28 protein-coding genes and 1 tRNA gene are annotated in these 24,102 nt (G+C 66.3%); 18 read left to right on the top strand and 11 right to left on the bottom strand.

Features of this window, described 5'->3' with window-relative positions; all coding sequences use genetic code 11:
* Positions 1–3 precede the first annotated feature (3 nt).
* The 3 genes from AC1DX5_RS17815 to AC1DX5_RS17805 all read right to left on the bottom strand — a co-directional run bounded on the left by AC1DX5_RS17815 (position 4) and on the right by AC1DX5_RS17805 (position 3,511).
* Entirely contained in the window at positions 4–1,293 is a 1,290-nt protein-coding gene (locus AC1DX5_RS17815; RefSeq protein WP_478016562.1) for a homoserine dehydrogenase, read from the bottom strand.
* A gap of 135 nt (positions 1,294–1,428) precedes the next feature.
* On the bottom strand, positions 1,429–2,382 hold the full coding sequence (locus tag AC1DX5_RS17810; RefSeq protein ID WP_478016561.1) for an isopenicillin N synthase family dioxygenase: 954 nt from the start codon (positions 2,380–2,382) through the stop codon (positions 1,429–1,431).
* A 94-nt stretch (positions 2,383–2,476) separates the two neighbouring features.
* Positions 2,477–3,511 carry an aldo/keto reductase gene (locus AC1DX5_RS17805; RefSeq protein ID WP_478016560.1) on the bottom strand — a complete coding sequence of 345 codons (1,035 nt, stop codon included), beginning with the start codon at positions 3,509–3,511 and terminating at the stop codon, positions 2,477–2,479.
* 118 nt (positions 3,512–3,629) lie between these two features.
* Between AC1DX5_RS17805 and AC1DX5_RS17800 the strand changes: the two genes are divergently transcribed.
* Positions 3,630–4,256 (top strand): TetR/AcrR family transcriptional regulator, encoded by a 627-nt coding sequence (locus AC1DX5_RS17800; RefSeq protein WP_478016559.1) that lies wholly within the window; start codon positions 3,630–3,632, stop codon positions 4,254–4,256.
* A gap of 89 nt (positions 4,257–4,345) precedes the next feature.
* Here AC1DX5_RS17800 and AC1DX5_RS17795 read toward each other — a convergent pair whose 3' ends face one another.
* Complete coding sequence (locus tag AC1DX5_RS17795) at positions 4,346–4,867, bottom strand: hypothetical protein (protein WP_465174338.1); 522 nt, start codon at positions 4,865–4,867, stop codon at positions 4,346–4,348.
* A gap of 121 nt (positions 4,868–4,988) precedes the next feature.
* On the opposite strand from AC1DX5_RS17795, the gene AC1DX5_RS17790 reads away from it, so the two are divergent.
* The 6 genes from AC1DX5_RS17790 to AC1DX5_RS17765 all read left to right on the top strand — a co-directional run bounded on the left by AC1DX5_RS17790 (position 4,989) and on the right by AC1DX5_RS17765 (position 9,271).
* The gene (locus tag AC1DX5_RS17790; RefSeq protein ID WP_478016558.1) at positions 4,989–6,215 is read left to right on the top strand and encodes a multidrug effflux MFS transporter; all 1,227 of its coding nucleotides are present in this window, start codon (positions 4,989–4,991) and stop codon (positions 6,213–6,215) included.
* 92 nt (positions 6,216–6,307) lie between these two features.
* Positions 6,308–6,640 (top strand): DNA primase, encoded by a 333-nt coding sequence (locus tag AC1DX5_RS17785; RefSeq protein WP_465173978.1) that lies wholly within the window; start codon positions 6,308–6,310, stop codon positions 6,638–6,640.
* A 72-nt stretch (positions 6,641–6,712) separates the two neighbouring features.
* Positions 6,713–7,306, top strand: coding sequence for a YdeI/OmpD-associated family protein (locus AC1DX5_RS17780; RefSeq protein WP_478016557.1), 594 nt, complete (start codon positions 6,713–6,715; stop codon positions 7,304–7,306).
* Between the two features lie 131 nt (positions 7,307–7,437).
* Complete coding sequence (locus AC1DX5_RS17775) at positions 7,438–7,881, top strand: ExbD/TolR family protein (protein ID WP_478016556.1); 444 nt, start codon at positions 7,438–7,440, stop codon at positions 7,879–7,881.
* Positions 7,882–7,964: 83 nt separating this feature from the next.
* Positions 7,965–8,900 (top strand): MliC family protein, encoded by a 936-nt coding sequence (locus AC1DX5_RS17770; RefSeq protein ID WP_478016555.1) that lies wholly within the window; start codon positions 7,965–7,967, stop codon positions 8,898–8,900.
* A gap of 35 nt (positions 8,901–8,935) precedes the next feature.
* The gene (locus AC1DX5_RS17765; protein WP_372849261.1) at positions 8,936–9,271 is read left to right on the top strand and encodes a DMT family protein; all 336 of its coding nucleotides are present in this window, start codon (positions 8,936–8,938) and stop codon (positions 9,269–9,271) included.
* Between the two features lie 272 nt (positions 9,272–9,543).
* Here the strand turns inward: AC1DX5_RS17765 and AC1DX5_RS17760 are convergent, their stop codons facing one another.
* Entirely contained in the window at positions 9,544–9,750 is a 207-nt protein-coding gene (locus tag AC1DX5_RS17760; RefSeq protein WP_465169994.1) for a hypothetical protein, read from the bottom strand.
* 60 nt (positions 9,751–9,810) lie between these two features.
* Positions 9,811–9,993, bottom strand: a complete 183-nt coding sequence (locus tag AC1DX5_RS17755; RefSeq protein ID WP_465169993.1) for a hypothetical protein — start codon at positions 9,991–9,993, stop codon at positions 9,811–9,813.
* 69 nt (positions 9,994–10,062) lie between these two features.
* Here AC1DX5_RS17755 and AC1DX5_RS17750 point away from each other — a divergent pair, with 69 nt between their 5' ends.
* On the top strand, positions 10,063–10,770 hold the full coding sequence (locus tag AC1DX5_RS17750) for a Crp/Fnr family transcriptional regulator (RefSeq protein WP_465169992.1): 708 nt from the start codon (positions 10,063–10,065) through the stop codon (positions 10,768–10,770).
* A gap of 37 nt (positions 10,771–10,807) precedes the next feature.
* Here AC1DX5_RS17750 and AC1DX5_RS17745 read toward each other — a convergent pair whose 3' ends face one another.
* Entirely contained in the window at positions 10,808–11,488 is a 681-nt protein-coding gene (locus AC1DX5_RS17745) for an RBBP9/YdeN family alpha/beta hydrolase (RefSeq protein WP_465174334.1), read from the bottom strand.
* A 251-nt stretch (positions 11,489–11,739) separates the two neighbouring features.
* Here AC1DX5_RS17745 and AC1DX5_RS17740 point away from each other — a divergent pair, with 251 nt between their 5' ends.
* From AC1DX5_RS17740 to AC1DX5_RS17715, 6 genes are all read left to right on the top strand, one after another.
* Positions 11,740–12,507, top strand: coding sequence for a TlyA family RNA methyltransferase (locus tag AC1DX5_RS17740; RefSeq protein ID WP_465174333.1), 768 nt, complete (start codon positions 11,740–11,742; stop codon positions 12,505–12,507).
* Positions 12,504–13,061 (top strand): TspO/MBR family protein, encoded by a 558-nt coding sequence (locus AC1DX5_RS17735; RefSeq protein ID WP_478016554.1) that lies wholly within the window; start codon positions 12,504–12,506, stop codon positions 13,059–13,061. Before AC1DX5_RS17740 ends, AC1DX5_RS17735 begins: the two co-directional genes overlap by 4 nt.
* Before the next feature lie 23 nt (positions 13,062–13,084).
* Positions 13,085–13,363: an accessory factor UbiK family protein gene (locus AC1DX5_RS17730; protein ID WP_465169988.1), complete on the top strand. Its 279-nt coding sequence runs from the start codon at positions 13,085–13,087 to the stop codon at positions 13,361–13,363.
* A gap of 112 nt (positions 13,364–13,475) precedes the next feature.
* Positions 13,476–13,976, top strand: coding sequence for a type III secretion system chaperone family protein (locus AC1DX5_RS17725; protein WP_301087995.1), 501 nt, complete (start codon positions 13,476–13,478; stop codon positions 13,974–13,976).
* Positions 13,977–13,980: 4 nt separating this feature from the next.
* On the top strand, positions 13,981–14,787 hold the full coding sequence (gene proC, locus AC1DX5_RS17720; protein WP_478016553.1) for a pyrroline-5-carboxylate reductase: 807 nt from the start codon (positions 13,981–13,983) through the stop codon (positions 14,785–14,787).
* 170 nt (positions 14,788–14,957) lie between these two features.
* The gene (locus AC1DX5_RS17715) at positions 14,958–16,694 is read left to right on the top strand and encodes a di-heme-cytochrome C peroxidase (protein ID WP_478016552.1); all 1,737 of its coding nucleotides are present in this window, start codon (positions 14,958–14,960) and stop codon (positions 16,692–16,694) included.
* 15 nt (positions 16,695–16,709) lie between these two features.
* On the opposite strand, the gene AC1DX5_RS17710 is transcribed toward AC1DX5_RS17715, so the two are convergent.
* Positions 16,710–17,198: a MarR family winged helix-turn-helix transcriptional regulator gene (locus AC1DX5_RS17710; RefSeq protein WP_465169985.1), complete on the bottom strand. Its 489-nt coding sequence runs from the start codon at positions 17,196–17,198 to the stop codon at positions 16,710–16,712.
* A 72-nt stretch (positions 17,199–17,270) separates the two neighbouring features.
* On the opposite strand from AC1DX5_RS17710, the gene AC1DX5_RS17705 reads away from it, so the two are divergent.
* Positions 17,271–18,395: a branched-chain amino acid aminotransferase gene (locus tag AC1DX5_RS17705; protein WP_465174328.1), complete on the top strand. Its 1,125-nt coding sequence runs from the start codon at positions 17,271–17,273 to the stop codon at positions 18,393–18,395.
* A gap of 86 nt (positions 18,396–18,481) precedes the next feature.
* Positions 18,482–18,556: transfer RNA gene (locus AC1DX5_RS17700), tRNA-Gln, on the top strand.
* 27 nt (positions 18,557–18,583) lie between these two features.
* Here the strand turns inward: AC1DX5_RS17700 and AC1DX5_RS17695 are convergent.
* From AC1DX5_RS17695 to AC1DX5_RS17685, 3 genes are all read right to left on the bottom strand, one after another.
* The gene (locus AC1DX5_RS17695) at positions 18,584–19,327 is read right to left on the bottom strand and encodes a 2OG-Fe dioxygenase family protein (RefSeq protein WP_478016551.1); all 744 of its coding nucleotides are present in this window, start codon (positions 19,325–19,327) and stop codon (positions 18,584–18,586) included.
* A gap of 162 nt (positions 19,328–19,489) precedes the next feature.
* Complete coding sequence (locus tag AC1DX5_RS17690; protein WP_465174326.1) at positions 19,490–21,688, bottom strand: Ig-like domain-containing protein; 2,199 nt, start codon at positions 21,686–21,688, stop codon at positions 19,490–19,492.
* A 53-nt stretch (positions 21,689–21,741) separates the two neighbouring features.
* Complete coding sequence (locus AC1DX5_RS17685) at positions 21,742–21,909, bottom strand: hypothetical protein (protein ID WP_478016550.1); 168 nt, start codon at positions 21,907–21,909, stop codon at positions 21,742–21,744.
* Between the two features lie 192 nt (positions 21,910–22,101).
* Here AC1DX5_RS17685 and AC1DX5_RS17680 point away from each other — a divergent pair, with 192 nt between their 5' ends.
* Both AC1DX5_RS17680 and AC1DX5_RS17675 read left to right on the top strand, forming a co-directional pair.
* Positions 22,102–23,481, top strand: coding sequence for a sensor histidine kinase (locus AC1DX5_RS17680; RefSeq protein WP_478016549.1), 1,380 nt, complete (start codon positions 22,102–22,104; stop codon positions 23,479–23,481).
* Complete coding sequence (locus AC1DX5_RS17675; protein WP_478016548.1) at positions 23,466–24,101, top strand: LuxR C-terminal-related transcriptional regulator; 636 nt, start codon at positions 23,466–23,468, stop codon at positions 24,099–24,101. Before AC1DX5_RS17680 ends, AC1DX5_RS17675 begins: the two co-directional genes overlap by 16 nt.
* Position 24,102 lies beyond the last annotated feature (1 nt).

Below are 24,102 nucleotides of genomic sequence, written 5' to 3'. Positions count from 1 at the left end.
GTCTCAGCCGAGGATGTGCATCCACATCGGCTGACCGGCGAGGCTCTGCGACCCGCGCAGCTTCTCCAGCGCCTGGGCTACCGCGCGCTCCGGCCCTTCATGGGTGACGATCGCGACGAGCACGGTGCCGTCTGGCATCGCGCCGCGCTGCATCAGGCTTTCGATCGAAACCCCCGCGTCGCGCATCGCCGCGGCGATCTCGGCGAGCACGCCGACCTTGTCGGCGACGGTGAAGCGGACATAGGCGCGGCCGCGGCGTTCGCCGGTATCGGCCGGCGTGTGCACCGCCAGCGCCCTGGCGGGCATGGCATAGGCCGGGCCGAACTCGCCGCGCGCGATGTCGATCAGGTCGGCGACCACGGCCGAAGCCGTCGGGCCGTCGCCCGCGCCGGCGCCCTGGAACAGCAGGCGGCCGACGAAATTGCCCTCGGCCACGACCGCGTTGGTCGCCCCGGTGACGTGCGACAGCGGATGGCTGGTCGGCACGAGATGCGGATGGACGCGCTGGAACAGCCCGCCCGGACCGTCCTCGGCGATGCCGATCAGGCGCACGCGGTAGCCAAGCGCCGCGGCCTCGGCGATATCCGCGCCGAGCAGGTGGCGGATGCCGCTGGTCGCGACATCGGCAAAGGCCGGGCGCGTGCCGAAGGCGAGGCTGGCGAGGATCGACAGCTTGTGCGCGGCGTCGACGCCGTCGATGTCGAAGCTGGGATCGGCCTCGGCAAAGCCGAGCGCCTGCGCTTCGGCCAGCACTTCGGCAAAGTCGCGGCCCTCAGCCTCCATCTTGGACAGGATGWAATTGCAGGTGCCGTTGAGGATGCCATAGACGCGCGCGATCTCGTTCGCGGCGGCGCCTTCGCGCAGGCCCTTGATCACCGGGATGCCGCCCGCGACGGCCGCCTCGAACTTCAGCGCGACCTTGGCGGCTTCGGCGGCTTCAGCCAGCTCCAGCCCGTGATGGGCGAGCATCGCTTTGTTCGCGGTGACCAGGCTCTTGCCGCCGGCGAGCGTCGCGCGGGCAAGGGCGAGCGCAGGGCCATCCGACCCGCCGACCAGTTCGACCACGACGTCGGCGCCCTCGTAACGCGCGAGCGCGCTGGTGTCGTCGACCCATTCGAACCGGCCGATATCGACGCCGCGATCCTTGGCGCGGTCGCGCGCGGAGACCGCGACGATCTCGATCGGCCGGCCGGCGCGGCGCGCAATCAGCGCGCCGTTCGCGTCGATCAGCCGGATCACGCCGCCGCCAACGGTTCCAAGCCCGGCAAGTGCGACGCGTAGCGGTTTGGTCATGTCAGCCCCAATTCGTCATGCTGAACTCGTTTCAGCATCCATGCGCGATCATTCGCCGCGCGCGTGCGGCCTATGACCGCGCTTGGACCCTGAAACAAGTTCAGGGTGACGTTGATTTTCTTGAGGCCGCCCCGGTTACTTCTTCACCAGGCCGATCTCGACCAGGCGCTCGTGCAGATAGTCGTGCGCGGTGATCGGCGTCGGATAGCGGTTGGGATTTTCCGGCGTGATGCAGCCGGGCAGCGTCTCGATCAGGAAATCGGGCGCAGGGTGCAGGAAGAAGGGCATGGAATAGCGCGAATGACCGCGGCGCTCGGGCGGCGGGTTGACCACGCGGTGGGTGGTCGAGGGCAGGACATGATTGGTCAGGCGCTGCAGCATGTCGCCGACATTGACCACCATCGCACCTTCGGGCGGGCGGATCGCGAGCCAGCGACCGTCGCGGTCGAGCAGTTCGAGTCCGGCCTCCTCGGCGCCGAGCAGCAGGGTGATGAGGTTGATGTCCTCATGCGCGCCGGCGCGGACACCCTCGGCTTCGGCGGGGATCGGCGGATAATGCAGCAGGCGGAGGATCGAATTGCCGTCCTCGACCGCATGATCGAACCAGTTGGGCGCGAGCCGCAGGTGGCGCGCGATCGCCGACAACAACCGGTCGCCGGCCCGGTCGAACGCGGTGAACAGTTCGAGAAAGGTCGCGGTGAAGCCTTCCGGCCGGGCGGGCCAGATATTGGCGGGCATGTCCGCGGCGAAGCGGTGGCCGGCGGGAAGCTCGCGGCCGACATGCCAGAATTCCTTCAGGTCGACATGCTTGGCGTCCTTGGCGATCTCGGTCTTGAACGGCGTGTACCCGCGCTGGCCGCCGCCGGCGGGCGTGAAATAGCCGCGCTTCTCGTCTTCGGGCAGTGCGAACAGGTCGGCGGTCTCTTTCCAGGCGCGCGCGATCAGTTCCTGCGAAATGCCGTGATCGGCGATGACCGCGAAGCCGAAGCGTTCGAACGACCCGCCGAGCGCGGCGGCAAAGGCATCGGGATCGGCCGCTTCATCCTTGAGCGACAGCGCGGGGACCTGGGCGGAAGGGGTATCGAGCATGACTGGTGTCCGTGATGGGGGATGAGCCATGATAGCGCCATCCCCCGGACACGAACAGTGTGCGGAACCGGAGGTTCCCCGACGCGCCGATCCGTCAGGCGGCCGCGCGCTCGGCGACAGGCCGGCGGCGCAGGGCCGCCTGCACGATCGGCGGCGGCGAATAGGCCGCGCTTTCCAGCGGCGCGACGTCGATTCCCGGCGGCACGATCGCGTCGATGCGATCGAGCAGCTCGTCGCTCAGCACGACCCCCGCGCCCTCGAGCAGGCCGTCGAGCTGCTCCATGGTGCGCGGGCCGATGATCGCCGCGGTGAGCGCAGGGTGCGCCACGACAAAGGCCAGCGCCATGTGCATCAGCGAGATGCCGGCGCTCTCCGCCAGCGGGATGAGTTGCTCGACCGCATCGAGGCTGCCCTCGTCGGACATCGCCTTGGGAAAATAGCGCGTGCGGATCGAATCGGGCATCGGCGCGCCCTTGCGATATTTGCCGGTGAGCATGCCCTTTGCCAGCGGGCTCCACGCCATCACGCCCATCCCGTAGCGCTGGCAGGTGGGCAGCACCTCGCGCTCGATCGAGCGGTTGAGGATTGAATAGGGCGGCTGTTCGGTGCGGAACCGCGCCAGCCCGCGCCGCTCGGCGATCCACTGCGCCTCGACGATATCGGATGCCGGGAAGGTCGACGCGCCGATCGCGCGCACCTTGCCCTCCCGCATCAGATCAGTGAGCACCGACAGCGTCTCTTCCACGTCCGTGTCCGGCGCGGGGCGGTGGATCTGATAAAGGTCGATATAGTCGGTTTGCAGCCGGCGCAGCGAATCCTCGACCGCGCGGGTGATCCAGCGCCGCGAATTGCCCTGCATGTTCGGATCGTCGCCCATCGGCCCATGAACCTTGGTCGCGAGCACGATATGCTCGCGCCGACCTTTCAGCGCCTTGCCGACGATCTCCTCGGATTCCCCGGCGCTGTAGCGATCGGCGGTGTCAATGAAGTTGATGCCGAAATCCACGGCCTTGTGGATCATGCGGACGCACTCGTCGTGATCGGGATTGGCCAGTTGCCCGAACATCATCGCGCCCAGACAATAGGGGCTGACCTTGATCCCGGTCCGGCCGAGGGGGCGGTATTGCATTGTCTTCTCCTTCATCACGCGCTGGCGGATTGCCGGTCGGCGCCCTATAAGCATCAATCGGAACCTATTTCCGTTTATACGGAACGTTGTTCCGTTTATCAAGGGCGGATGGAGAAGCGTGAGCAAGGACAGTTTCGACATGGTGCAAGCGACCGCTGAGCAGGGCCGGCCGGTCAGGGCCGATGCGCGTCGCAATCTCGATGCGCTGCTCCGAGCGGCCATGGCCGCGTTCACGGAATTGGGCGTGGACGCGCCGATGCGGGAGATCGCGGCGCGCGCGGGTGTCGGGGTCGGAACGCTGTACCGCCACTTTCCCCAGCGATCGGACCTGATCAAGGCGATCATCCGGCAGGAAGTCGATGCCTGTGTCGAGGCCGGCGCGGTCTTCGCGGCAACGCAGGCGCCGGGCGAGGCGCTGACCTCCTGGATGCTGCGCCTGATCGATTTCGTCGCGACGAAACGGGGCCTGGGGCCTGCGCTTCATTCAGGCGACCCGGCCCTTCAATCGCTTCCCGACTATGTGTTCGGTCGACTGACGCCGACGCTGCGCGGCTTGCTCGATGCCGCGGCGGCGGCCGGCCTGATCCGTGCCGATGTGGACGCCGGCGAGCTTCTGCTTGCCGGCCTCCAGCTGGCAACGCCGATCGCCGGCGGCGACACCGCGCAGGCGCGGCGCATGATCGCCCTGCTGGTCGACGGCTTGCGTTACGGCGCGAGTGGGCCACCGACACGCAGCAACGGCTAGAGTCCTGAATCGGAAGGTCGTTGCATTAGAAATCCGCCGTCAGCATGACGGAAGTAAAATATTTACCAGCGACCTTCCGATTCAGGACATTAGTTGACCGTGATGACGCCCTTCGACTTGTCGCTGCCGTCGCTGGTCAAGTCGAGCTTGAACGGCTTCTTCTCGTCGGTGGTGCCGGTCAGGCCGTTGCCGTCCGGCACGACGGTGAAGCCGGCACCGTTGAGCTTCTGCTGGAACCAGTCGCGCACCGTCGCCGGGGCGGCCGGGCTCTGGAAGGAGACACGCACGCGGCCATTGTCGTCCTCGCGGGACTTGCCCCCGTCATGCGCCTCCACATTCATCCCGGAAATGGTCGAGCCCGGATAAAGATGGACGCCGTTCATCTCGAAATCGTCCGCATCGAGATGAATCTTGGGCAGGTTGAGCTTGCCCGAGAAGCCCGGCACGTTGATCGCCACCGCACCGGTATTGCCGTCCATGCTCGCCACGACATTGCCGTCGGAATCGGTGCTGTTGATCGAGATCGAGGTGCCGGTCTTCGAATCGTCGCAGGCGGAAAGCGTGGCGGCCAGAGCGATCGCTGCCAGCGGCGCGGCCAGGGAACGAAGCATGGGGCAGTCTCCAAGGGTGAATTAGTTAAGTAACACACTAATTCCTGACAGGAGCGGCGTCAAGCATTTCCGGCGAAACTTGGGGGTGACCTGCGTCGGCGCATCTGCGACAGGCCTCCGCATGACTGCCGCTTCGTCCCCCGACTCCCGCAACATGGCGCCGTTCGGCTTTCGCGAATTCGTCGTGATGGTCGCCTCGCTGATGGCGCTGGGCGCGATCGGGGTCGACACGATGCTGCCCGCGCTGCCGGCGATCGGCGAGCGGCTGGGCGTCACGACCGAGAATGAGCGGCAATATGTCATCGCGATCTATCTGATCGGGCTTGGCGCCGGGCAGCTGATCCATGGTCCGCTGGCCGACCGGTTCGGCCGGCGGCCGGTGATGATGTGGGCGCTGTTCCTCTACGGGGTCGGCAACGCGGTGGCGGCGGTATCGGGCAGCTTCCAGCTGCTGCTGCTCGCCCGGCTGCTCGGTGGCGTCGCGGTCGCGGCGACCCGGGTGGTGACGATCGCGATCGTGCGCGACTGCTATTCGGGCCGGCCGATGGCGCGGGTGATGAGCCTCGCGATCATCGTCTTCATGATCGCGCCGGTGTTGGCGCCGACCCTGGGGCAGTTCATCCTGTTCTTCGGATCGTGGCGGCTGATCTTCAGCGTGATCGCGGTGCTGACCGCGATCGTGCTGGTCTGGTTCGCATTGCGCATGCCCGAAACGCTGGCCGGCGAGCGCGTGCCCTTTTCGGTCGGGCGGCTCGCCGAGGGCTACCGCACGACGCTCACGGATCGCTGGTCGCTCGGCTATACGCTGGCGGGTACCGCGCTGCAGGGGGCGCTGTTCGGCTATATCACCTCGGTGCAGCAGATCGTGACGACGGTGTTCGATGCGGAGAAGCATCTGAATCTCGTCTTTGCCGGCACCGCGGGCAYGATGGCGGCGGCGAACCTGCTCAACTCGCGCCTGGTGATGCGGCTCGGCTCGCGCTTCCTGTCGCACAGTGCCGTGGTCTTTCTGATCCTGATCTCATCGGTGAACGTCGCCAACTGGTTCCTCGGCGGCGAGAGCCTGATCCTGTTCGTGATCCTCCAGGCGCTGACCATGGGCTGTTTCGGCCTGGCCAATGCGAATTTCAACGCCATGGCGATGCAGGATATGGGCGATATCGCGGGCACGGCCTCCAGCATTCAGGGCTTCATCAGCGTGACCTTCGGCGCGGTGATCGGCATGTCGATCGGCCAGTCCTTCGCGGGTACGACCCTGCCGTTGCATATCGGTACCTTGTGCTGCGCGCTGATCACCCTGGTCATCATCGCGGTCACCGAACGCGGCAGGCTGTTCCGGCCTCATTGACTTGCGCTTCGTCGCAGACGGCGGAACCGCTTTGATGTAATCTCGTTCGCCTGATGATCCGCGATTCCGCGGCTGGGAGACGGACGATGAGCATGGGTGGCTATCAGGTACCTGGCGAAGGCACCGGCGACGACGGGTTCGACGAGGAAGGCTATGACGAGAGCCAGCGCGCCGAGATCCTGGAGGTCACGCGCGACGGACCGACCGACGGCACCATCCTGACGGATCTCAATCCGGACATCGGCGACGAAGACGATGACGACGACGATGTCGAGATGGAGAGCGACGAGATCGGCGACGAAGACCCGGATGCGGATGAAGACGAAGACGACCTTGTGGAGGACGAGCTCCAGGAGGATTTCGAGGACGACGATGTCGACGAGGACGATCTGGGGGATGCGGACGACGCGACGCTCCGCCCATGAGGTGGCGTGGGAGGGCCGGATTGACGGGCCCTCCCGCCGCTGAATAGGATCGTCGGCGCAAGGAGTTCCGCCATGCCGACCGATCCCCGTATCGACGCCTATATCGACAAGCAGGCCGAGTTCGCGAAGCCGATCCTGCGCCACATCCGGACGCGGATGCATGCCGCCTGCCCGGACGTGGTCGAGACGGTGAAATGGAGCCGCCCCTTTTTCGATTACAAGGGCAGCCCGCTCGCCATCATGTCCGGGTTCAAGGCGCATGCGAGCTTCGGCTTCTGGCGCCGCGATGCGCTGGCGACTGGCCAGGAAGGCGAGGCGATGGGGCAGTTCGGGCGCCTGACCTCGATCGGGGATCTGCCCGGCGACGCCGAACTCGACGCGCTGATCCGCGAAGCGGCGGCGCTGGTCGATGCCGGCGATGGGGCGATCAAACGCAAACCCAAGCCCGCCAGGCCTGAGCTGGAGGTGCCGCCGGAACTGGCCGACGCGCTCGCGGGCGACGCCGTCGCGAGCGCCACGTTCGACGGTTTCCCGCCAAGCTGCCGCCGGGACTATGCCGAATGGATCGCGGACGCCAAGCGCCCGGAGACGAAGGCCAAGCGCGTTGCCGAAGCGATCGGGATGCTGCGCGAGGGCAAAAGGCGGAACTGGAAATATGAGCAGTGATGCGTGGGCGCAGCCTGGCGGCGGCCTCCGGCTGACCTTGCACTATCTCCCGTAATATATCGCGACCGGGTCGCTTGCCGTGTGCGGCTTCCATGTTATGGTGTAACGTCACCATTGCGAAGGAGGACATGATGAGCACACGAGCCCTGGCCTATCGGCAACCCCGCATCGACCATTCCGAGCCGCTGTCGGCGTTGAACATCACGCCGCTGATCGACGTGCTGCTGGTGTTGATCGTGACCATGATCATCACCATCCCGATGATGACGCACAAGGTGCCGATCGACCTGCCGACGGTCGGCATTCCTACGACTGAGACCAATGTGATTCACCGGATCGATCTGAATGCGGCGGGCCAGATCGCGCTCGACGGTACTCCGGTCGACCTGGTCGGGTTGCGGTCGCGGCTCGATGCGATCCGCGCCGATCCCAATGTCCAGCTGCAATTCAGCACGGACGGCGCGGCGCGCTACGAGCGGTTCGACCAGATTCTCGCGGTGATCAAGCGCGCCGGCATCACCAGGCTCGGCTTTGTCGGGAACGAGAAGTTCCGGAACTTCGACGCGGTCGAATAGCGACCAGCGACGGGATGCCGGGGAACGTTGCCGCGTGGCGCGGCGTTGGGGCGTTCCCCTGCAACCGACAAGGTCTTCATCCCATGCGCTATTTCATCGCGCTTCCGCTGCTGCTCGCGGCGGGCTGCTCGCCCGACAAGTCGGGTAGCAACTCGGTCGACATCAATATGGCCGCCGAGCAGGCGCAGGGCAGCGTCGATGCCTATGCCAACAGCCAGGGGGCCGATAGCCAGGGGAACGAGACCGCGCCGGTGACGGAGGTGGCGCCCGGCGCGGCGGCGACACCCGCGCCGCTGACGCCGCCCGAACCGGGAACCCCCGGCGGCCTGCCCGACGATCGCACCCCGATCTCCGAGGCACCTTTCACGCCCGACAGCGCGCAGGGCGCGGCGAACGTGGTGCAGACCTATTATGCGCTGCTCGGCGAGGGCAAATACCGCCAGGCCTGGGCGCTGTGGGACGATGGCGGCAAGGCATCGGGGATGAGCGCCGAGGGGTTCGCCGCGAGCTTCGCCAAATATACCGAATATCACGCCAATATCGGCGCGCCGGGCGAGATCGACGCAGGCGCGGGGCAGCGCTACGTCACCGTGCCGGTGCAGGTCTATGGCCGGCTGAAACAGGGTGCGGCGCCGGTCTATATGCTGGGCAGCGTGACCCTGCACCGCGTCGGCGACATCGACGGTGCCACCGCAGCGCAGAAGAGCTGGCATATCCGCAGCGCCGACATCAAGCCGCGCCCGGGCGGCAAGCCGACGCCGGTCGCGAGTGTCCCCGCGACGGGCATCGTCACCGCCACCTATCGCTGCGTCGACGGCAGCCGGATCAATGTCCGCTTCGACAAGGGCGCCGATACCGCCACCTTGCGGTCGGGCGGCAAGCTGGTCGCGGTGCTCAAGGGACAGCGGCCGGCCTCGGGCATCTGGTATGCCGCGCGCGGATACGAGCTGCGCGGCAAGGGGCAGGACGCTACCTTCACGCAGCCGGAGATGCCGCCACTGGCATGCCGCGCGAACTAGGCTAGTCGTACCGGGACTTTTGACGGATCCCGCTCATGCCGACTCTGCTGCTTCTCGTTGCCTCCAACTGCTTCATGACGATCGCCTGGTACTGGCATCTCAAGGGCGGGATGACGAAACCGCTGATCTGGGTGATCCTGATCAGCTGGGGCATCGCGTTGTTCGAATATTGCCTGGCGGTGCCGGCCAACCGGCTCGGCTATGCCTCGGGCTGGAGCGGCGGTCAGCTGAAGGTCGCGCAGGAAGTCATCACCCTGCTGGTGTTCGGCGTCTTCATGGTCGCGGTGCTTGGCGAGCCGCTGAGCTGGCGGCATGCCGGCGCGTTTCTTTGCCTGATCGGTGCCGCGGCATTCCTGTTCGCCGGCCGCTAGAGGAGCGACGGCGTTGACGTTCCATATCTCCGGTGCCTCGTGCAGTCAGATGTCCGATATTTATATCTATTTGATATATAAGGATATTATATGAGATTCGCACTGGCCAGGCCAGACAAGATATGAGACAGGCTGGTGTCCCATATCTCCCGTTGGCGCGCACGGCACGGTCGCTGCCGGCGATTCAACCATGAGGCCGGATCTGGCATTGCAGCCATGCCGAACCCTTGCCGGCCCGCTCTTTCTTATCGTCGGAACAGATTTGCCAGGCGCTAACGCCCATTCAGCGCGGCGGCGAGGGCAATGAGGTCGCTGTTCTGAATGGCCTCCCCGGTCGCATCGGTCGGCACGGCAGCGGCGGTTTGATGGCCCTGCCGTGGGGCAGGCGCGTAGCCGGCGACGTCAATGGCGGTCCACAGGATGCCGCCCGCCCAGATCAATGCCGCCCATCGGCTTCTGAACAGTTTGGCGAAGGGCATTGTCCGTTGATGGATCGAGAGTAGTTAAGACCGTCCTCGACGTCATGGTAAATACGGCAGCTATTTCGGCCGCTTCTCCATCGACTGAAGCTGCGCGAGCCTTGCCGCCTCGGCGATCGCGCTCGCCGATTTCGATGCCGCGTCCGGCGTGAAGGAAACGGCGAGGCCATCCGGCCCGTCGAGCATCACTTCCCCTTCTTCCGCCGTCACCGTGGTGGGAATGTCATGGACTTTTATCGACATGGCGAAATAACCTTTCCCGGATTAACAAAAACGCAGGCGCGACCGCGTCGGTTCCGATAAGGTTTGGGGATGTACACACGAAATTTCCTGAAAACCCACCCAACACCGAAACTTAGCGACGCCGAAGCGGCATCGCTCGAGGCGGCGGTGGGCCGCACCGCGGAGTTTCGCGCGAAGCAGATCATCGTGCGTCAGCAGGTTCCGCTGAGCCAGTGCACCCTGCTGCTGGAGGGATTCGTCGAACGCTACAAGGATACGCCGGAGGGGCGGCGCCAGATCCTGGCGATCCATGTGCCGGGCGATTTCGTCGATCTGCACAGCTATCCGCTGAAGCGGCTGGAACATTCGGTCGCCGCGCTGACCGCGGTGAAGGTGGCGCTGTTCCCGCATCCGGCGATCCGCGCGCTGACCGAGCAATCAGCGACGCTGACGGAATTGCTGTGGCGATCCACCCTGATCGATGCGGCGATCAACCGCGAATGGATCGTGTCGGTCGGGGCGCGTTCGGCGGCGGTGCGGCTCGCGCACCTGTTCTGCGAGATGTACATGCGGCTCGACCGGGTCGGCCTGACCGACGGCCTGCGTTTCACCTTCCCGCTGACCCAGATCGACCTTGCCGATGCCACCGGGCTGACGCCGGTCCATGCCAACCGCATGCTGCGGCAATTGCGCGAGCAGGGGCTGGTCGAATTCCGCGCGGGCATTGCGACGATCCTCGACTGGGATGGCCTGCGCAGTTTCGCGGAGTTCGATCCGGGATATCTGTTTCTGGAATGATCTTCGCGCCCCTCCCCCGAAAGGGAGGGGCCTGGGATCAGCGGGCGTCGCCGCCGAGATAATGCGCCTGCGCCGCATCCGTCGCGTTGACCGCGAGGATCGAGCGGGCATCGCCCGGCGCACGGGGACGGCCCTTGCGGTCGCCGGCGGCGTGGATGACGCGGTCGAGCAGTTCCTGCCCCTCGCTCCACCAGCCGATCCCGCTGGCGGCGTTGATATGCCCCTGTTCGCCCGCATCGACGAAATGGCTGCCCCAGGTCGCCGCGAGGCTGTGCGCGCGCTCGATGGTGATCCACGGATCGTCGCGGCTGGCGACGAGGATCGAGGGGAAGGGCAGCGGCGCGACCGGCGTCGGCGCGAAGGCATGCAGATCAACCTGGGCATCCGGGCGATCGACATCGGCCGGCGCGACCAGCAGCGCGCCGGCGACCGGCCAGCCATAGGGCTGGCGCGTCAGCTCGGCCCACCAGGCGACGGCAAGGCAGCCAAGGCTGTGCGCGGCCAGGATCACCGGCGCCTGGGCCGAGCGAATCGCCTGGTCGAGCTTGGTCACCCAGGCATTGCGATGCGGGGTGTTCCACATGCCGAGCTCAACGCGGACAGTGTCGGGCCGGGCGCTTTCCCACAGGCTCTGCCAGTGCGAAGGCCCCGATCCCCCCAGACCGGGAACGGTCAGGATGGTCGGTTGGGCCGGGTCGTGGGGCGAAAAGCTTCCCATGATACGCACTCCTTGAAGAGGGGAGAGACGTGGCCGCGCGAAGCTCTAGGGGACGCCGAGCGACCACGCCTCCCGAGGTGAAAAGCTATTCCTACTATTCCGATAGGCAATAGACCCTGCGACCAACCGCGCAGGCGCTGCGACAGTCCGAAATGGCGGCATGATCCGGTCGCAAAAGGGGCCGGATTCGTCGTGTCCAACCGGACCGGGAATGGGCTATCGCGGCGCGACTCGGCTTGGTAGGGCTTGGCATGGCCAAGCTTCGCGCCGATCAGATGCTCGTCGATCGCGGCCTCGCCGAGAGCCGGACGCGCGCACAGGCGCTGATCATGGCGGGGCTGGTATTCGCGGGCGACCGCAAGATCGACAAACCCGGGCAACAATTTCCGGACGACGCGGTGCTCGACGTGCGGGGGCGCGATCATCCCTGGGTATCGCGCGGCGGGATCAAGCTGGCGCATGGGCTCGATCATTTCGGCTGGGACGTGACCGGCGCAGTGGCGATCGACGTCGGCTCCTCGACCGGGGGGTTCACCGATGTGCTGCTCACCCGCGGTGCCGCACGAGTCTATGCGGTCGACAGCGGCACCAACCAGCTCGCCTGGAAGCTGCGTCAGGACGCGCGCGTGATCGTCCATGAACAGACCAGCGCGCGCATCCTGACCGCGGCGCATATTCCCGAGCCGGTCGACCTGATCGTGTGCGATGCGAGCTTTATCGGGCTCGCCAAGGTGCTCGACGTGCCGATGGGCTTCGCCAGGGACGATGCGCGTCTGCTCGCGCTGGTCAAACCGCAGTTCGAAGCGGGGCGCGAAGAGGTCGGCAAGGGCGGGGTGGTCCGCGATCCCGCCATCCATGCGCGGGTCTGCGCCGAGGTTTCGGCCTGGGTCGACTCACGCGGCTGGCATGTCGAGGGAGTCGTGGAAAGTCCGATCACCGGGCCCGAAGGCAATGTCGAATTCCTTCTGGCCGCGACGCGTTCGGTGGCGGGACGGAAGCTGAAAGGGCTGGAAGCGTGAGGGACATCGCATCGAAGCAGCCGCGCGGGCTGGCATTCCTGCGCACGGCGATCGTGACCGTTCCAGCCATCCTGCTGCTCGGGTTCGTCTCGGCGCGCCTGGCGCCCGGCGGATCCGGCAACAGCTGGTATGCCGCGCTCGCCAAGCCGCCCGAAAACCCGCCGGACTGGGTGTTCCCGGTGGCCTGGAGCGCGCTTTACGTCCTGCTCGGCCTGGCGCTGGCGATGGTCATCCAGGCGCGCGGATCGCGGTGGCGTGGCGCGGCGATCGCCCTGTTCTCGGTCCAGATGGCGGTGAACCTGATCTGGTCGCCGCTGTTCTTCGGCCTGCATCAGGTGCGCTGGGCGCTGGTCGCCATCGTCGTGATGCTGGTTCTCGCCGTCGCGACGACGCTGGCGTTCGGACGCGTCAGGGCTGTCGCGGCGTGGCTTTTGGCGCCGTATCTGCTATGGCTGGCCTTTGCCGGTTTGCTGACCTATCGCATCGCGGCGCTCAACCCCGGGGCCGAAACCCTTGTGCCGTCGTCCTCGACGTCCCAAATCAACTCCATCTGACACGAATTTTACGGGATCATCCGATGCAGTCCGACAACAAGATTTTCGACGATTTCGCGAAGTTCGTAAACGGCGCCGCGGGCACGCTGGCCGGCATGGGCCGCGAGGCCGAACAGGGCGCCAGGGCCAAGGCGAAGGAATGGATCGGCGGTCTCGACTTCGTCAGCCGCGACGAATTCGAAGCGGTCAAGGCGATGGCCGCGGCCGCCCGTGACGATGCCGACGCGCTGCGCGCCCGGATCGATGCGCTCGAAGCGGCAGCGGCGCCTGTCGCCCCCAAGAAACCCAAGGCAGGAGCCTGACGATCTTTTCCACAGCTTTTTCTACAGGTCTATCCACGCTTGACTTGTGCGTCCCACCGTATCGGGGCACCACATCTGGTGTCACGACGGCGGCACGGGAAGGGATGGCGTGATGCTTGACGAAGCCGATTACGAACGCGACGACGCGGCCCCCATCGACATGCTCGAAAGCTATTTCGCGGCACATGGGTGGGAGCATGAGCGCCAGGACGACGAAGTCATCGCCAAGGTGAAGGGCAGCTGGACTCAATATGAGCTCCGGGCGCTGTGGCGTGACGAGGACAGCGTCATCCAGTTCCTCGCCTTTCCCGACATTCGTGTCACCGATGAGCGCCGCAGCGCGATCTATGAGGCGATCGGGCTGATCAACGAGCAGCTCTGGGTCGGCCATTTCGAGCTATGGTCGTCGAGCGGGATCCTCCTGTATCGCCACGCCGCGATGATCGAGGGCGAGAACGGCACCATGTCGCTCGGCGCGGCGGAGCTGCTGGTGGAATCGGCGATCGACGAGTGCGAGCGTTTCTACCCGGTGTTCCAGTTCGTGCTGTGGGGCGGCAAGACGCCGAAGGAAGCGCTCGCCGCGGCGATGACCGAGACCCAGGGCGAAGCCTGACCCGGTGACGATCGACAGGATCTGGCTGATCGGCTGCGGCAATATGGGCGGCGCGATGCTGCGTCGCTGGATCGCCAGCGGCGTGATCGCGGCGGACCGGGTCGATGTGGTCAACCGGACCGATCGCGCGCTTCCCGAAGGCGTACGCCAGGCGCGCGACCTGCCCGAGGGGCCGCTGCCCGACATGGTGATGCTCGGCATGAAGCCGCAGCAGATCGACGAGATCACGGCCCGTTACGCCGAACGGCTGGCAGGGGTGCCGGTGCTGGTGTCGATCCTGGCGGGCGTCGAGAAAGCGAGCCTCGCCCGGCGTTTCAGCGCGGGCTCGATCGTGCGGGCCATGCCGAATCTGCCCGTCGGCATCGGCAAGGGCGTGGTCGGGCTTTACTCCGACGACGCAGATGCGGACACGCACGATGCCGTCTCCGCGCTGATGACGCCGCTCGGGCTGGTCGAATGGATCGCGGACGAAAAGCTGTTCGACGTCGTGACTGCGCTGGCCGGGAGTGGACCGGGTTTCCTCTACCGCGTCATCGACGCCCTGGCCGCGGGTGGCGAAGCGCTCGGCCTGCCTGTGGATCAGGCGCAGCGCATGGCGATTGCGACGGTCGAGGGGTCGGCGATGCTGGCGTCGGCGGCTGACGTATCGCCGGCGGTACTGGCGGATCGTGTCGCCAGCCCGGGCGGATCGACGCGCGAAGGGCTCAACGTCCTGGATCGCGACGACGCCCTGAAGACGCTGATGCGCGACACGCTGGCCGCAGCCACGCGCCGCAACGCGGAAATGGCCGCTGCGGCGCGCCAGGCTTAGGCCAGTCGGGGGCGCATCCTCCCGAAATGGTTTCAACTCCGATTGCCCAAATCCGCCGCGCATGATGGTGTCCCGGCCGGAAGCGCGTGACTTGTCCGCCTTCCTGGACTTGCCGAAATCTCGTTCGGCCAGCCGCGTATTGCGTAGGCACTTTCGTCCGGGGATTGGTGATGCGCAAACTCTTCCTGAAAAGCTGTATTTCGGCGTCGCTGATCGCGGCGAGCTTTGCGCTGCCGGTCATGGCGGGCGGCCAGGTGACCTATGTCGACCAGGGCAGTTCCTGGACCGACTCGACGCGCAGCGACTTCTACTCGCGCGACCAGGGATCGCAGATGATCCCGCTCGCCTGGCTGAACGCGCTCACCACCGCCGACGGCCAGCCTTTCCTGGGCGACCAGCTCGCGCGCTATGGCTATCTGCCCAATCCCGGCTCCGACCTGCCGATCGGCTTCACCAAGGCGGGCGCGCCGGGGCAGGAAGTGGCGGGCATGACCTGCGCTGCCTGCCATACGCGGCAGATCGTCGTCGGGACTCAGCAATATCGCATCGATGGCGGCCCGGCGCTGGTCGATTTCCAGGCGTTGCTGACCGATCTGGTCGATGCGGTCGGCCGGGTGCGCGCGACCAATGCCTCGTTCGCGACCTTTGCGACGGCAGTGCTCGGCCCCAATCCGCCAGCGAAGCAGATCAAGCAGCTCCGCTCGGACGTCGATCTGTGGTATCTTCGCGAGAATGCCCTGCGGAACAACGCCTATCCGACCCTCTTGTGGGGGCTCGGCCGGCTCGACGCGGTCAGCATGATCTTCGACCGCCTGACCGGCCTCGATCTGGGCAAGCCGCCCAGCTATCTGATCGAATCGAACATCAAGATCGCCGACGCGCCGGTGCGCTATCCGTTCCTGTGGAACGCGCCGAAGCAGGATTACACGCAGTGGCCGGGCTTTTCCGCCAATGGCAGCGACATTTACGGCCTGGCGCGGAACACCGGCGAAGTGATGGGGGTGTTCGGTACCTTCCGGCCGAAGAAGTCTTTCTTCCACCTGTTCGGCATCGACTTCATCGGCAAGGGCACCTCGCACCAGCAATCGACCGATTTCGATGGGCTGTTGAAGCTGGAGGATCTGGTGCAGCTGATCGGCGCGCCGAAATGGCAATGGCCGGTCGACCCCGCGCTCGTCTCGCGCGGCCAGGAAATCTACAACTGGTCGCAGGCGCAGGGCGGCTGCGTCTCCTGTCACGGCCAGACGCCGGGCAAGAAGCGCCTGCCCAACCAGGCGACCTGGGCGACCCCGCTGCTGGATGTCGGCACCGACTCGCACGAGTATGACATCCTCGCGCGCGAATCCGATCCGGGCGTGCTGAAGGGCGCGCATATCCCGTTCCTGATGCCGCCGATCAAAAATCCGGCGACCTCGTTCAGCCTGCTCGGCGTGTCGGTCGGCGGGTCGATCCTGCAAAGCGGATCATGGGTGCCGGCGATCTGGGGCAATCTGATCGCGAAGCAGCAGAGCTCGAAGGGGCCGATGCCGTCGGACCAGGTGAAGCAGGCGCTGAACGATGCGTTCGACGACGACGCGGCCGCGCCGACCGACGGCAAATACCGTTACGAGTCGCGTGTGCTCTACGGCATCTGGGCAGCCGCGCCCTATCTGCACAACGGATCGGTCGCGACTCTGGCGGACCTGCTCAAGCCGGCGGACCAGCGTGCCGCGTCCTTCCTGGTCGGCCCCTATTACGACACGCAGGCGATTGGCCTTGCTGCTGCCCAGCCCGGGCTGAACGGCGTGCGCGTCACCACGGGATGCGACCAGCGCAATTCGGGCAACAGCCGATGCGGGCATGAATTCGGCACGACCTTGCCCGACGCGGACAAGCTGGCCTTGCTGGAATATCTGAAGACGCTTTGAAGGGGAGAGGGGCGGCTAGTCCCGCAGGCTCTCGACGCGGGGGCGCTCATGCTCCGGGATGAGGCCCTCGAGCACTGCCCAGAAGCCGCTCACCGCTGATTGCCCGGCGCTGGCATACGCAGCGGAGAGCCGCTCGCGCAGGGCCTCGAACAGCTCGTTCTCGAGGCCCCTTCCAGCGTCGGTCAGGCGGAGCAGGCGCTGCCGCCGGTCGCGCTCGCCGGGGCGGGTCTCGACCAGCCCACGATCGCCCAGCTCGGTCAGTACCCGGCCGAGCGACTGCTTGGTGATCGCGAGCAGCGCAAGCAGTTCGCTCACGGTCATGTCGGGCTGGCGGGCGATGAAATAGAGCGCGCGGTGGTGCGCACGGCCAAGGCCCTGCGCCGCGAGCCCGCGATCGATCGCGCGCGTGAGGTGGCTGTTGCCGAAATAGAGCAATTCCATTCCGCGGCGAAGCTCGGGCTCCCGCAGGAAAAGCGGTGAAGCGGTCGTTGACGGGGCTGCCATGTTGACCGGATTTGGCGCCTTCCCTACTAGGCTTCAACCCTAGAAATTGTATCAAATTGTAAGAATGGAACCATGCTCGATATAACGACCGACGGGAGCAAGGGCAGCGGCCTGACCTTCACCCAGGAGCCGCATCCCGGTCTGGTCGACGCGAACGAGCGCGCGCGCCTGTTGGAAGACCCTGGATTCGGGCGGGTTTTCACTGATCATATGGTCACCATCCGCTTCAATGAAGCGCAAGGATGGCATGACGCCCGCGTCCAGCCGCGCGCGCCGTTCCAGATGGATGCGTCCTCCGCCGTGCTGCATTACGCGCAGGAAATTTTCGAAGGCATGAAGGCATATCGCCTCGCCGATGGCGGAACGGCCCTGTTCCGGCCCGATGCGAATGCGGCGCGGTTCCGCAGTTCGGCCCAGCGGATGGCGATGGCTGAATTGCCGGAAGAGCTGTTCCTCGAGTCGATTCGCCAGCTGGTGCGGATCGATCACGACTGGATTCCGACCTCCGACGGCGGCTCGCTGTATCTGCGGCCGTTCATGATCGCGAGCGAGGCGTTCCTGGGTGTGAAGCCCTCGGCGGAATATCTCTATGCGGTGATCGCCTCCTCGGTCGGCGCCTATTTCAAGGGCGGCGCATCGGCTGTCACCTTGTGGGTGTCGGAGGATTATACCCGCGCCGCGCCCGGCGGCACCGGCGCTGCGAAGTGCGGCGGCAATTACGCCACCAGCCTGGTCGCCCAGAAGGAAGCGATCCGTCAGGGTTGCGACCAGGTGCTGTTCCTCGATGCGGCCGAGCGTCGCTGGATCGAGGAGCTGGGCGGCATGAACATCTTCTTCGTGTTCGACGACGGTTCGATCTCAACGCCGCCCCTGACGGGCACGATCCTGCCCGGCATCACCCGCGACTCGATCCTGAAGCTGGCGAAGGACATGGGCCTCACGGCGCGGGAAGAACCCTATGCGATCGACCAGTGTCGCGCCGATGCGGAGAGCGGCCGGCTGCGCGAGGCGTTCGCCTGCGGCACCGCCGCGGTGGTCGCGCCGATCGCGCAGATGAAGATGCGGGGCGGCGATTTCACCATCGGCAGCGGCGGCCCCGGCCAGACCACGCTGCGCATGCTGAACGCGCTCACCGACATCCAGCGCGGCAAGGCGCCCGATCCGCATGGCTGGGTGGAACGGCTCGACCAGGCCTGACGATCAGGCCCGTTGCGGGAATCGGTTGGGGTGCCTAAAGGCCTCCGCTCACCGGTCCCCGTCAGGTCGTTCCGACAGGGTCTCACTGGGGCGTCGCCAAGTGGTAAGGCAGCGGCTTTTGATGCCGCCATTCGCAGGTTCGAACCCTGCCGCCCCAGCCAGACCTTTCCCTGAAAACGCAGCCTGGATCAGCCTGTTTCCGCCAGCCAGGTAACGACCAGCGCGTCCCGCCATGCCGGCTCGTCCGGATCGATTGGCCGGATCGGCGTGACGCCGTGGCGGATGCGGCGGTCGTCGAGCAGAACCCCGTCGCCGGGCGTCGCCAGGGTGAACTGGCCGATCCGCCCGCCCGCCTCGTCGCCGATCTCGGTCACGCCGTCCGAGACGTTCCTGCGATCGACCAGCATCACGAACACCCAGTCGACGCCGTCCCGGTGAAGGCCCTCGGGCGTCGGCCTTCCCGTCTCGGCCGCTGATGTCTCGATGCGAAACTGGTGAAGCTCGACATGCCAGGCCTGGTCGGCCGGATATCGTCCCACCGCGCAAAGGAGGGGCGTCCAGGCCGCCAGGATCGCCTGCAGGACGGGATTGGCCAGCGTCTCGGGCAGGACAGGCTCGAACCATCGCTGCACGTCCCCGTTCAGCGGGTTATAGTCGCGGCTCTGGAAATGGGGCTGACGCGGCTTGGGCTCGATCGCGCCGCCGGACATCCTGAGCGCGGCGTGCCGGCGTCGCCGGTACCGGCCGCCATCGGCCATGTAGAGATCGGGTCCCAGGGCATCCCAGGAACGGGCGAACCCTTCCCACGCCCGACGAGCCTCAGGGCCGAGCTGCGCCAATACCGTGTCCGCGGAGAGGCAGACATAGCCTCGTTCGCCAAGTGCTGCCGCCAATGGGTCTGTCAGTCCTGTCCGGTCCGTCGCCTCAGTCAATCATCGCCTCTTTCCCCTGGCCTCAAAGCCCTTGGGGAAATCGCTCTATACGCGCGCCGTTGGAACAGAAAGGGGAAGGCCCTTGTCCGCTCTTCGACGCCGCCGGTGCAGGGAGGGAGCTGCCCGCACCGGCGGCGCCGCGCGCCGCGCCCCTTCGCGGGCTTACGGTCGCACGCCGGTTACCGAAGTCGTGCCGCTGCACCGGGTGTTGCCGGGACCGGCATAGCTGAAAGATCCGCTGCCGGTGAGCTGGGAGCTGTTCGGGATACTGGCATTAAGCGTTTCAGTCGTCTTGCCGGGACCATCGTCATAGGTGACGGTGGTCGAACCGCTGAGCCCCGCCGGATCATCCTTGCTCGACATGGTCAGGGTGATCGGGAAGCCGCCATAGGAAGTGGTGTACTGCGTATCCGAAACCTTGCTGACCATGATGGTGAAGCTGTTGGTCTCGTTCGGGCAGAGTCCCGCCTGGGACTGGCTGGTCGTGGTGGAGCGGCTGGTGACGCTCCAGGCGCCGTCAAACTTGCGCTCGATCGTCACCAGCACCGTGGCCGCCTTGGAATAACCATTGGCGTTCTTGCCACGATAGGTGAACTTGTCGTCGCCGAAATTCTGGCCGGTCGGCGTGTAGATGAAGCTGCCATTGTTTTGCAGCGCGACATTGCCCTTGGTCGGCCGGTCGACCAGCTCCAGCGTATCCGCGCCGCTTACCTGCAGGCTCGACGAGGTCGGCTGGCCCTGCGTCACCTTGATCGCCGCGTCGTTCACCTTGGGCAGCGCCAGCGTCAGCGTCGCGTCCACCGGCAGCGCCTTGCTGTCCGCCGGGGTGAGGGTGAAGCTGAAGTCGATATTCTCCTTGTCCGGGTTAACGGCCTTGAAGCGGAGCGTCAGCACGTCGCCGCTGCCCGACGCCGAGCCCGTCACGCCGGAGGTTATACCGCTGAGCGCCACGGTCGAGGCGGGCAGGTTCTCGTCATAGCCGCCGACCCTGCTGACCATCTTCGCTAGCGATTCCGGCACATAATTGTTGGCGACGGCGAGTGCGTACAGCTTGTCGGTCGACGACTTGATGGCACCCGCGACGCTCGCGAACAGCGATTTGTGCTGCTGGACCTGGAAGGTGCGGGGCACGTCGTTCGAGAAGCCAAGGCGCGTGGCCGCCGTGGTCGCGGTTACGTAGCGCACCTTCTGTCCGGCGATCATCGCGCCGCTGGGCTGGTAATTATAGTTGGAGAGGCCAAGCTTCTCGATGTCGAAACAATAATCGGCGATCGCATCGAGCGACTTCAGCACGCCCTTGTCGAAGGCGAGATAGGTCAGCAGCGCGCCACCGGCGAAGACGATCGCACCGAGCCCGGTGCCGATGCCCGCGGCGGCGAGGGTGGTGACCTTCGCCGCCGCAATGGTGGTGACGACGCTGTAGATGAAGATGTCGGCGGCGGCGTTGCACTTCCGGTCGTCGGCCGCGCTCGGGACGAGCGACCGTGCCGCCAGCGTCGACGCGGCCAGGAATTGATTGGCCTGGATGTAGATCGCCGCGTTGCGCAGATCCTCCGCGGAGAAGCTGTCGATCGTGCTGATGCCAGTCTGGAGCTGAGCGATCTTCGCGTTGATGTCTGCCTTCGCCGTCGCGTTCAGGCTCGCACCCGCCGATGCGAGAAACGCCTGGGCCTCGTTCTTCCGCGTCGTCAGGAAATCGAGCACGACGTTGCGGGCGTTGGCCACTTCGGCCGGCGCCGAGACCTGGACGGTGAAACTGTAGCTGCGGCTGCCGATCGTGACTGTCATCGTCTGTGCGCCGGCCGAAAGGCCGGTCGGCGTGACGAAGACCAACGTCCTGGCGTCGTCGCTGCGATAGAGGGTGACGTCCTTGCCGCCGAGCTTGCCGGTGTAGCTGGCCTGTTCGAGGGGCAGGTTCTCGGCGAAAAGCGCACCATATTTGCCTTGGGAGAGAGTGCTCGTCCCGGGCGCCTGCTTGAGCGAGACGGTGGTGGGCTGGACGCTGATCGAGGCGGTCGCACGACCGGTATTGCCCGCCGCATCGGTCGCGCTGGCGGTGCAGGTAATGGTGGTGGCCGCCGTCACCACGGGCGTGACCAGCATCGTACCGGTCAGCGTGCCACCGTCGCAGGCGATGGTCGGCGTCAACCCCGTCGTCACATTGTCCGTTGCCGTCGCGGTCAGCGCGAGGGTGAGCCCGCCTTCGACGGTGGCCGGCGCGGCGAGGCTGACAATCGGCGCCTGCGTATCGGCGGTGCTGCCGCCACCGCCACCTCCGCCGCCGCCCGATCCGCCGGAGTCGCCCCCGCTGCATCCGGAAATCGCCCCGAGGATCATCAGGCTGGCTAAGGTACGGCGCATGGGGAATTCCTCTAATTCAATGATTGTCGAGGCCGTTCGCAGGCCCGGGCGGTTCAGGAGGTGACGCAGGGGCCGGCACTGCCGCTGTTGGTGCGGATGGCGCCGACATCGGCGCGGGACACGGCAAGGCTCTTGCTCCGGTCCGCTCCGCCCCGGGCACGGGCCGCCATCGCGGAAGCGGTGGCGACCGGCAGGCCGGCCAGGGTGGTCAAGATACGCATATTTTACCCCCCGATAGGATGGTCGTCCGGCTGGCGCCGTTGCGATCCGGTACGACACGGTTCCCCCGGGCCTTCCGTGAAGAAAGTCGTTGAAACCGGCCGTGAGTTATTGATTAGACGGGGGACTTGGACGAGCGTATCGGCCGCGTGGCCGAACCGAATGGCCGAGGCGCGAAGGGGGACAACGACCGGATGGCACTGCGCATCATGCCCGAACCCGGTGTGAAGCTGCGCCTCGAAGAGGTCGAGGAGATGCGGAGCAAGAGCCGCACGACGATCGTCGGCATCGTCGTGATGGCGACGGTGCTCATCTTCATCCATGCCCAGTTCTCCGCGATCGTCGATGCCATGCTGCTGCGGGGCTGGCTCGCCTTCATGGGTGGCAGTGTCCTGTTTCTGTGCCTGTTGCTGGCCGCCTTTGCCGTTCCGCGCTGGCGTGCGGCGCGATCGGCGCGCTTCTGGGTCCGCGCGTCGCAGGTCGTGACGGTGAGCTTCTGCGCCGGGATCGCTGCCAGCGTGTGGATCCTGCTGCCGCCCGCCGACGACGATCTGCGCATGTTCGCGATCTTCCTCTATGTCTGGTTCGTCGCGATGGTGATGATGACCGGAGGCGATGGGCTGTCGGTACTGGGCTGCCTCGCGCTCATCGCGTCGCTGTCCGCATTCGTGCTGACTCACGACGTGCCGTTCGCCACGCCGCTGACACTCTTCCTGATCATGGCCGGTGCCGCGATCATCGGCATTCGCGGCCTCATCTGGCGCGCGGCCAACGACGCGTCCGACGCGCGGGCCATGACTCAGCGCGCTGCGGAATCGCTCGAGCGCGCGCTCGCCATCGTGCGAGCCGAACGCGACGCCAAGACGCGGTTCATCGCCTCGGCTTCGCACGATCTCCAGCAGCCGATCCAGGCGGCGCATTTGTTCATGGATCAGGCGCTGGAAAGCGAGGACCCGGTATCGCGCGCCCGCGCGGCGCGCGGCGCGAAGAGCGCGTTCCAGTCAGTCCAGGCGCTGCTTGAAACGATGCTCGATCATTTGCGGCTCGACGCGGGTGCCGTCATCGCCCGGGTCGGCGACGTGCCGATCGACCACATTGTCGGCGCGGTGGTGATGGAGCATGGCCCGGCCGCCCAATCGGCGGGCGTGCGTCTGATCCTGGTAAAGAGCCGCATCGTCGCGCGCGCCGACGCGCGCCTGTTGCAGCGGGCGCTGGCCAATCTGGTCGGCAATGCCATCCACCATGCCCACGGCACGCGCGTCCTGGTCGGGGCTCGTGTGCGGCAAGATGCGGTCGAGCTCAGCGTGATCGACGACGGACGCGGCATCGCACCGGGCGATGTGGAGCGGTTGTTCGACGATTTCGCCCAAGGGTCGGACCATGGGCTCGAGAATCGCGGTGGCTTCGGTCTCGGGCTGTCTTCGGCGCGGCGCCTGATCGAATTGCAGCGCGGCACGCTCGTGCTGGATCGGCGATGGCGCCGCGGCGCCGCTTTCCGTATCCGCCTGCCCCTCGGTCAGCGTCTTGCGCCCGAGCCGGCCGTCCTTCGGGAGCCGACATGCGAAGCTGCCTGATCTGCGACGACCATCAATTGGTGCGCGAGGCGTTGGCGGGTGCGGTCGCTCGACGCTGGCCCGACGCGACGATCGCGCAGGCGGGCAGTTTTCCCGAGGCATGGCATCAGGCGGCGGCGACGCCAGACCTTTGCCTGGCTGATCTTACCATGCCGGGCGCCACCGAACGCGAGGGCATCGCGCACCTGGCGCGCGTGGCACCGGGCACACCCATTCTCGTGATCACCGGTTCGCATGACGACCAGCTGTTGCTTGATCTGATCGCGGACGGTGTCGCCGGATTCGTGCCCAAGACGTCCGGCACTGACATCATCCTGGCGGCGATCGAGCTCGTGCTTGCCGGTGGCCGCTATCTGCCGCCGCGCCTCGCCGAACTGGCAGCTGGCGCGCAAGGCGATGGCGAGACGCCATCTACCCGTACCGCCAGGCCAGTCGTGACGGCACGCCAGGCCGATGTCCTCAGGCTGGTGGCCCAGGGCTATTCCAACAAGGAGATCGCGCGCGACCTCGATCTGTCGCCGGCGACGGTGAAGACTCATGTCGCTCAGGCCCTGGCAGCCATCGGCGCCGCGAACCGCACCGACGCCGCGATGCGCGCACGGGCGTTGGGCCTGATCTAGC

The sequence above is a fragment of the Sphingomonas sp. P2_B6 genome (genome assembly GCF_056404755.1).
Note: the sequence above shows the minus strand (reverse complement) of the source record. Positions and strands in the feature narration are given on the sequence as shown.

What these genes read in the sequence shown, in the direction of transcription:
- AC1DX5_RS17810 (WP_478016561.1), bottom strand. Translation starts at nt 2,382, where the DNA reads ATGCTCGATACCCCTTCCGCCCAGGTCCCCGCGCTGTCGCTCAAGGAT.
- AC1DX5_RS17805 (WP_478016560.1), bottom strand. Translation starts at nt 3,511, where the DNA reads ATGCAATACCGCCCCCTCGGCCGGACCGGGATCAAGGTCAGCCCCTAT.
- AC1DX5_RS17795 (WP_465174338.1), bottom strand. Translation starts at nt 4,867, where the DNA reads ATGCTTCGTTCCCTGGCCGCGCCGCTGGCAGCGATCGCTCTGGCCGCC.
- AC1DX5_RS17785 (WP_465173978.1), top strand. Translation starts at nt 6,308, where the DNA reads ATGGGTGGCTATCAGGTACCTGGCGAAGGCACCGGCGACGACGGGTTC.
- AC1DX5_RS17780 (WP_478016557.1), top strand. Translation starts at nt 6,713, where the DNA reads ATGCCGACCGATCCCCGTATCGACGCCTATATCGACAAGCAGGCCGAG.
- AC1DX5_RS17775 (WP_478016556.1), top strand. Translation starts at nt 7,438, where the DNA reads ATGAGCACACGAGCCCTGGCCTATCGGCAACCCCGCATCGACCATTCC.
- AC1DX5_RS17770 (WP_478016555.1), top strand. Translation starts at nt 7,965, where the DNA reads ATGCGCTATTTCATCGCGCTTCCGCTGCTGCTCGCGGCGGGCTGCTCG.
- AC1DX5_RS17765 (WP_372849261.1), top strand. Translation starts at nt 8,936, where the DNA reads ATGCCGACTCTGCTGCTTCTCGTTGCCTCCAACTGCTTCATGACGATC.
- AC1DX5_RS17760 (WP_465169994.1), bottom strand. Translation starts at nt 9,750, where the DNA reads ATGCCCTTCGCCAAACTGTTCAGAAGCCGATGGGCGGCATTGATCTGG.
- AC1DX5_RS17755 (WP_465169993.1), bottom strand. Translation starts at nt 9,993, where the DNA reads ATGTCGATAAAAGTCCATGACATTCCCACCACGGTGACGGCGGAAGAA.
- AC1DX5_RS17750 (WP_465169992.1), top strand. Translation starts at nt 10,063, where the DNA reads ATGTACACACGAAATTTCCTGAAAACCCACCCAACACCGAAACTTAGC.
- AC1DX5_RS17745 (WP_465174334.1), bottom strand. Translation starts at nt 11,488, where the DNA reads ATGGGAAGCTTTTCGCCCCACGACCCGGCCCAACCGACCATCCTGACC.
- AC1DX5_RS17740 (WP_465174333.1), top strand. Translation starts at nt 11,740, where the DNA reads ATGGCCAAGCTTCGCGCCGATCAGATGCTCGTCGATCGCGGCCTCGCC.
- AC1DX5_RS17730 (WP_465169988.1), top strand. Translation starts at nt 13,085, where the DNA reads ATGCAGTCCGACAACAAGATTTTCGACGATTTCGCGAAGTTCGTAAAC.
- AC1DX5_RS17725 (WP_301087995.1), top strand. Translation starts at nt 13,476, where the DNA reads ATGCTTGACGAAGCCGATTACGAACGCGACGACGCGGCCCCCATCGAC.
- AC1DX5_RS17715 (WP_478016552.1), top strand. Translation starts at nt 14,958, where the DNA reads ATGCGCAAACTCTTCCTGAAAAGCTGTATTTCGGCGTCGCTGATCGCG.
- AC1DX5_RS17710 (WP_465169985.1), bottom strand. Translation starts at nt 17,198, where the DNA reads ATGGCAGCCCCGTCAACGACCGCTTCACCGCTTTTCCTGCGGGAGCCC.
- AC1DX5_RS17705 (WP_465174328.1), top strand. Translation starts at nt 17,271, where the DNA reads ATGCTCGATATAACGACCGACGGGAGCAAGGGCAGCGGCCTGACCTTC.
- AC1DX5_RS17690 (WP_465174326.1), bottom strand. Translation starts at nt 21,688, where the DNA reads ATGCGCCGTACCTTAGCCAGCCTGATGATCCTCGGGGCGATTTCCGGA.
- AC1DX5_RS17685 (WP_478016550.1), bottom strand. Translation starts at nt 21,909, where the DNA reads ATGCGTATCTTGACCACCCTGGCCGGCCTGCCGGTCGCCACCGCTTCC.
- AC1DX5_RS17680 (WP_478016549.1), top strand. Translation starts at nt 22,102, where the DNA reads ATGGCACTGCGCATCATGCCCGAACCCGGTGTGAAGCTGCGCCTCGAA.
- AC1DX5_RS17675 (WP_478016548.1), top strand. Translation starts at nt 23,466, where the DNA reads ATGCGAAGCTGCCTGATCTGCGACGACCATCAATTGGTGCGCGAGGCG.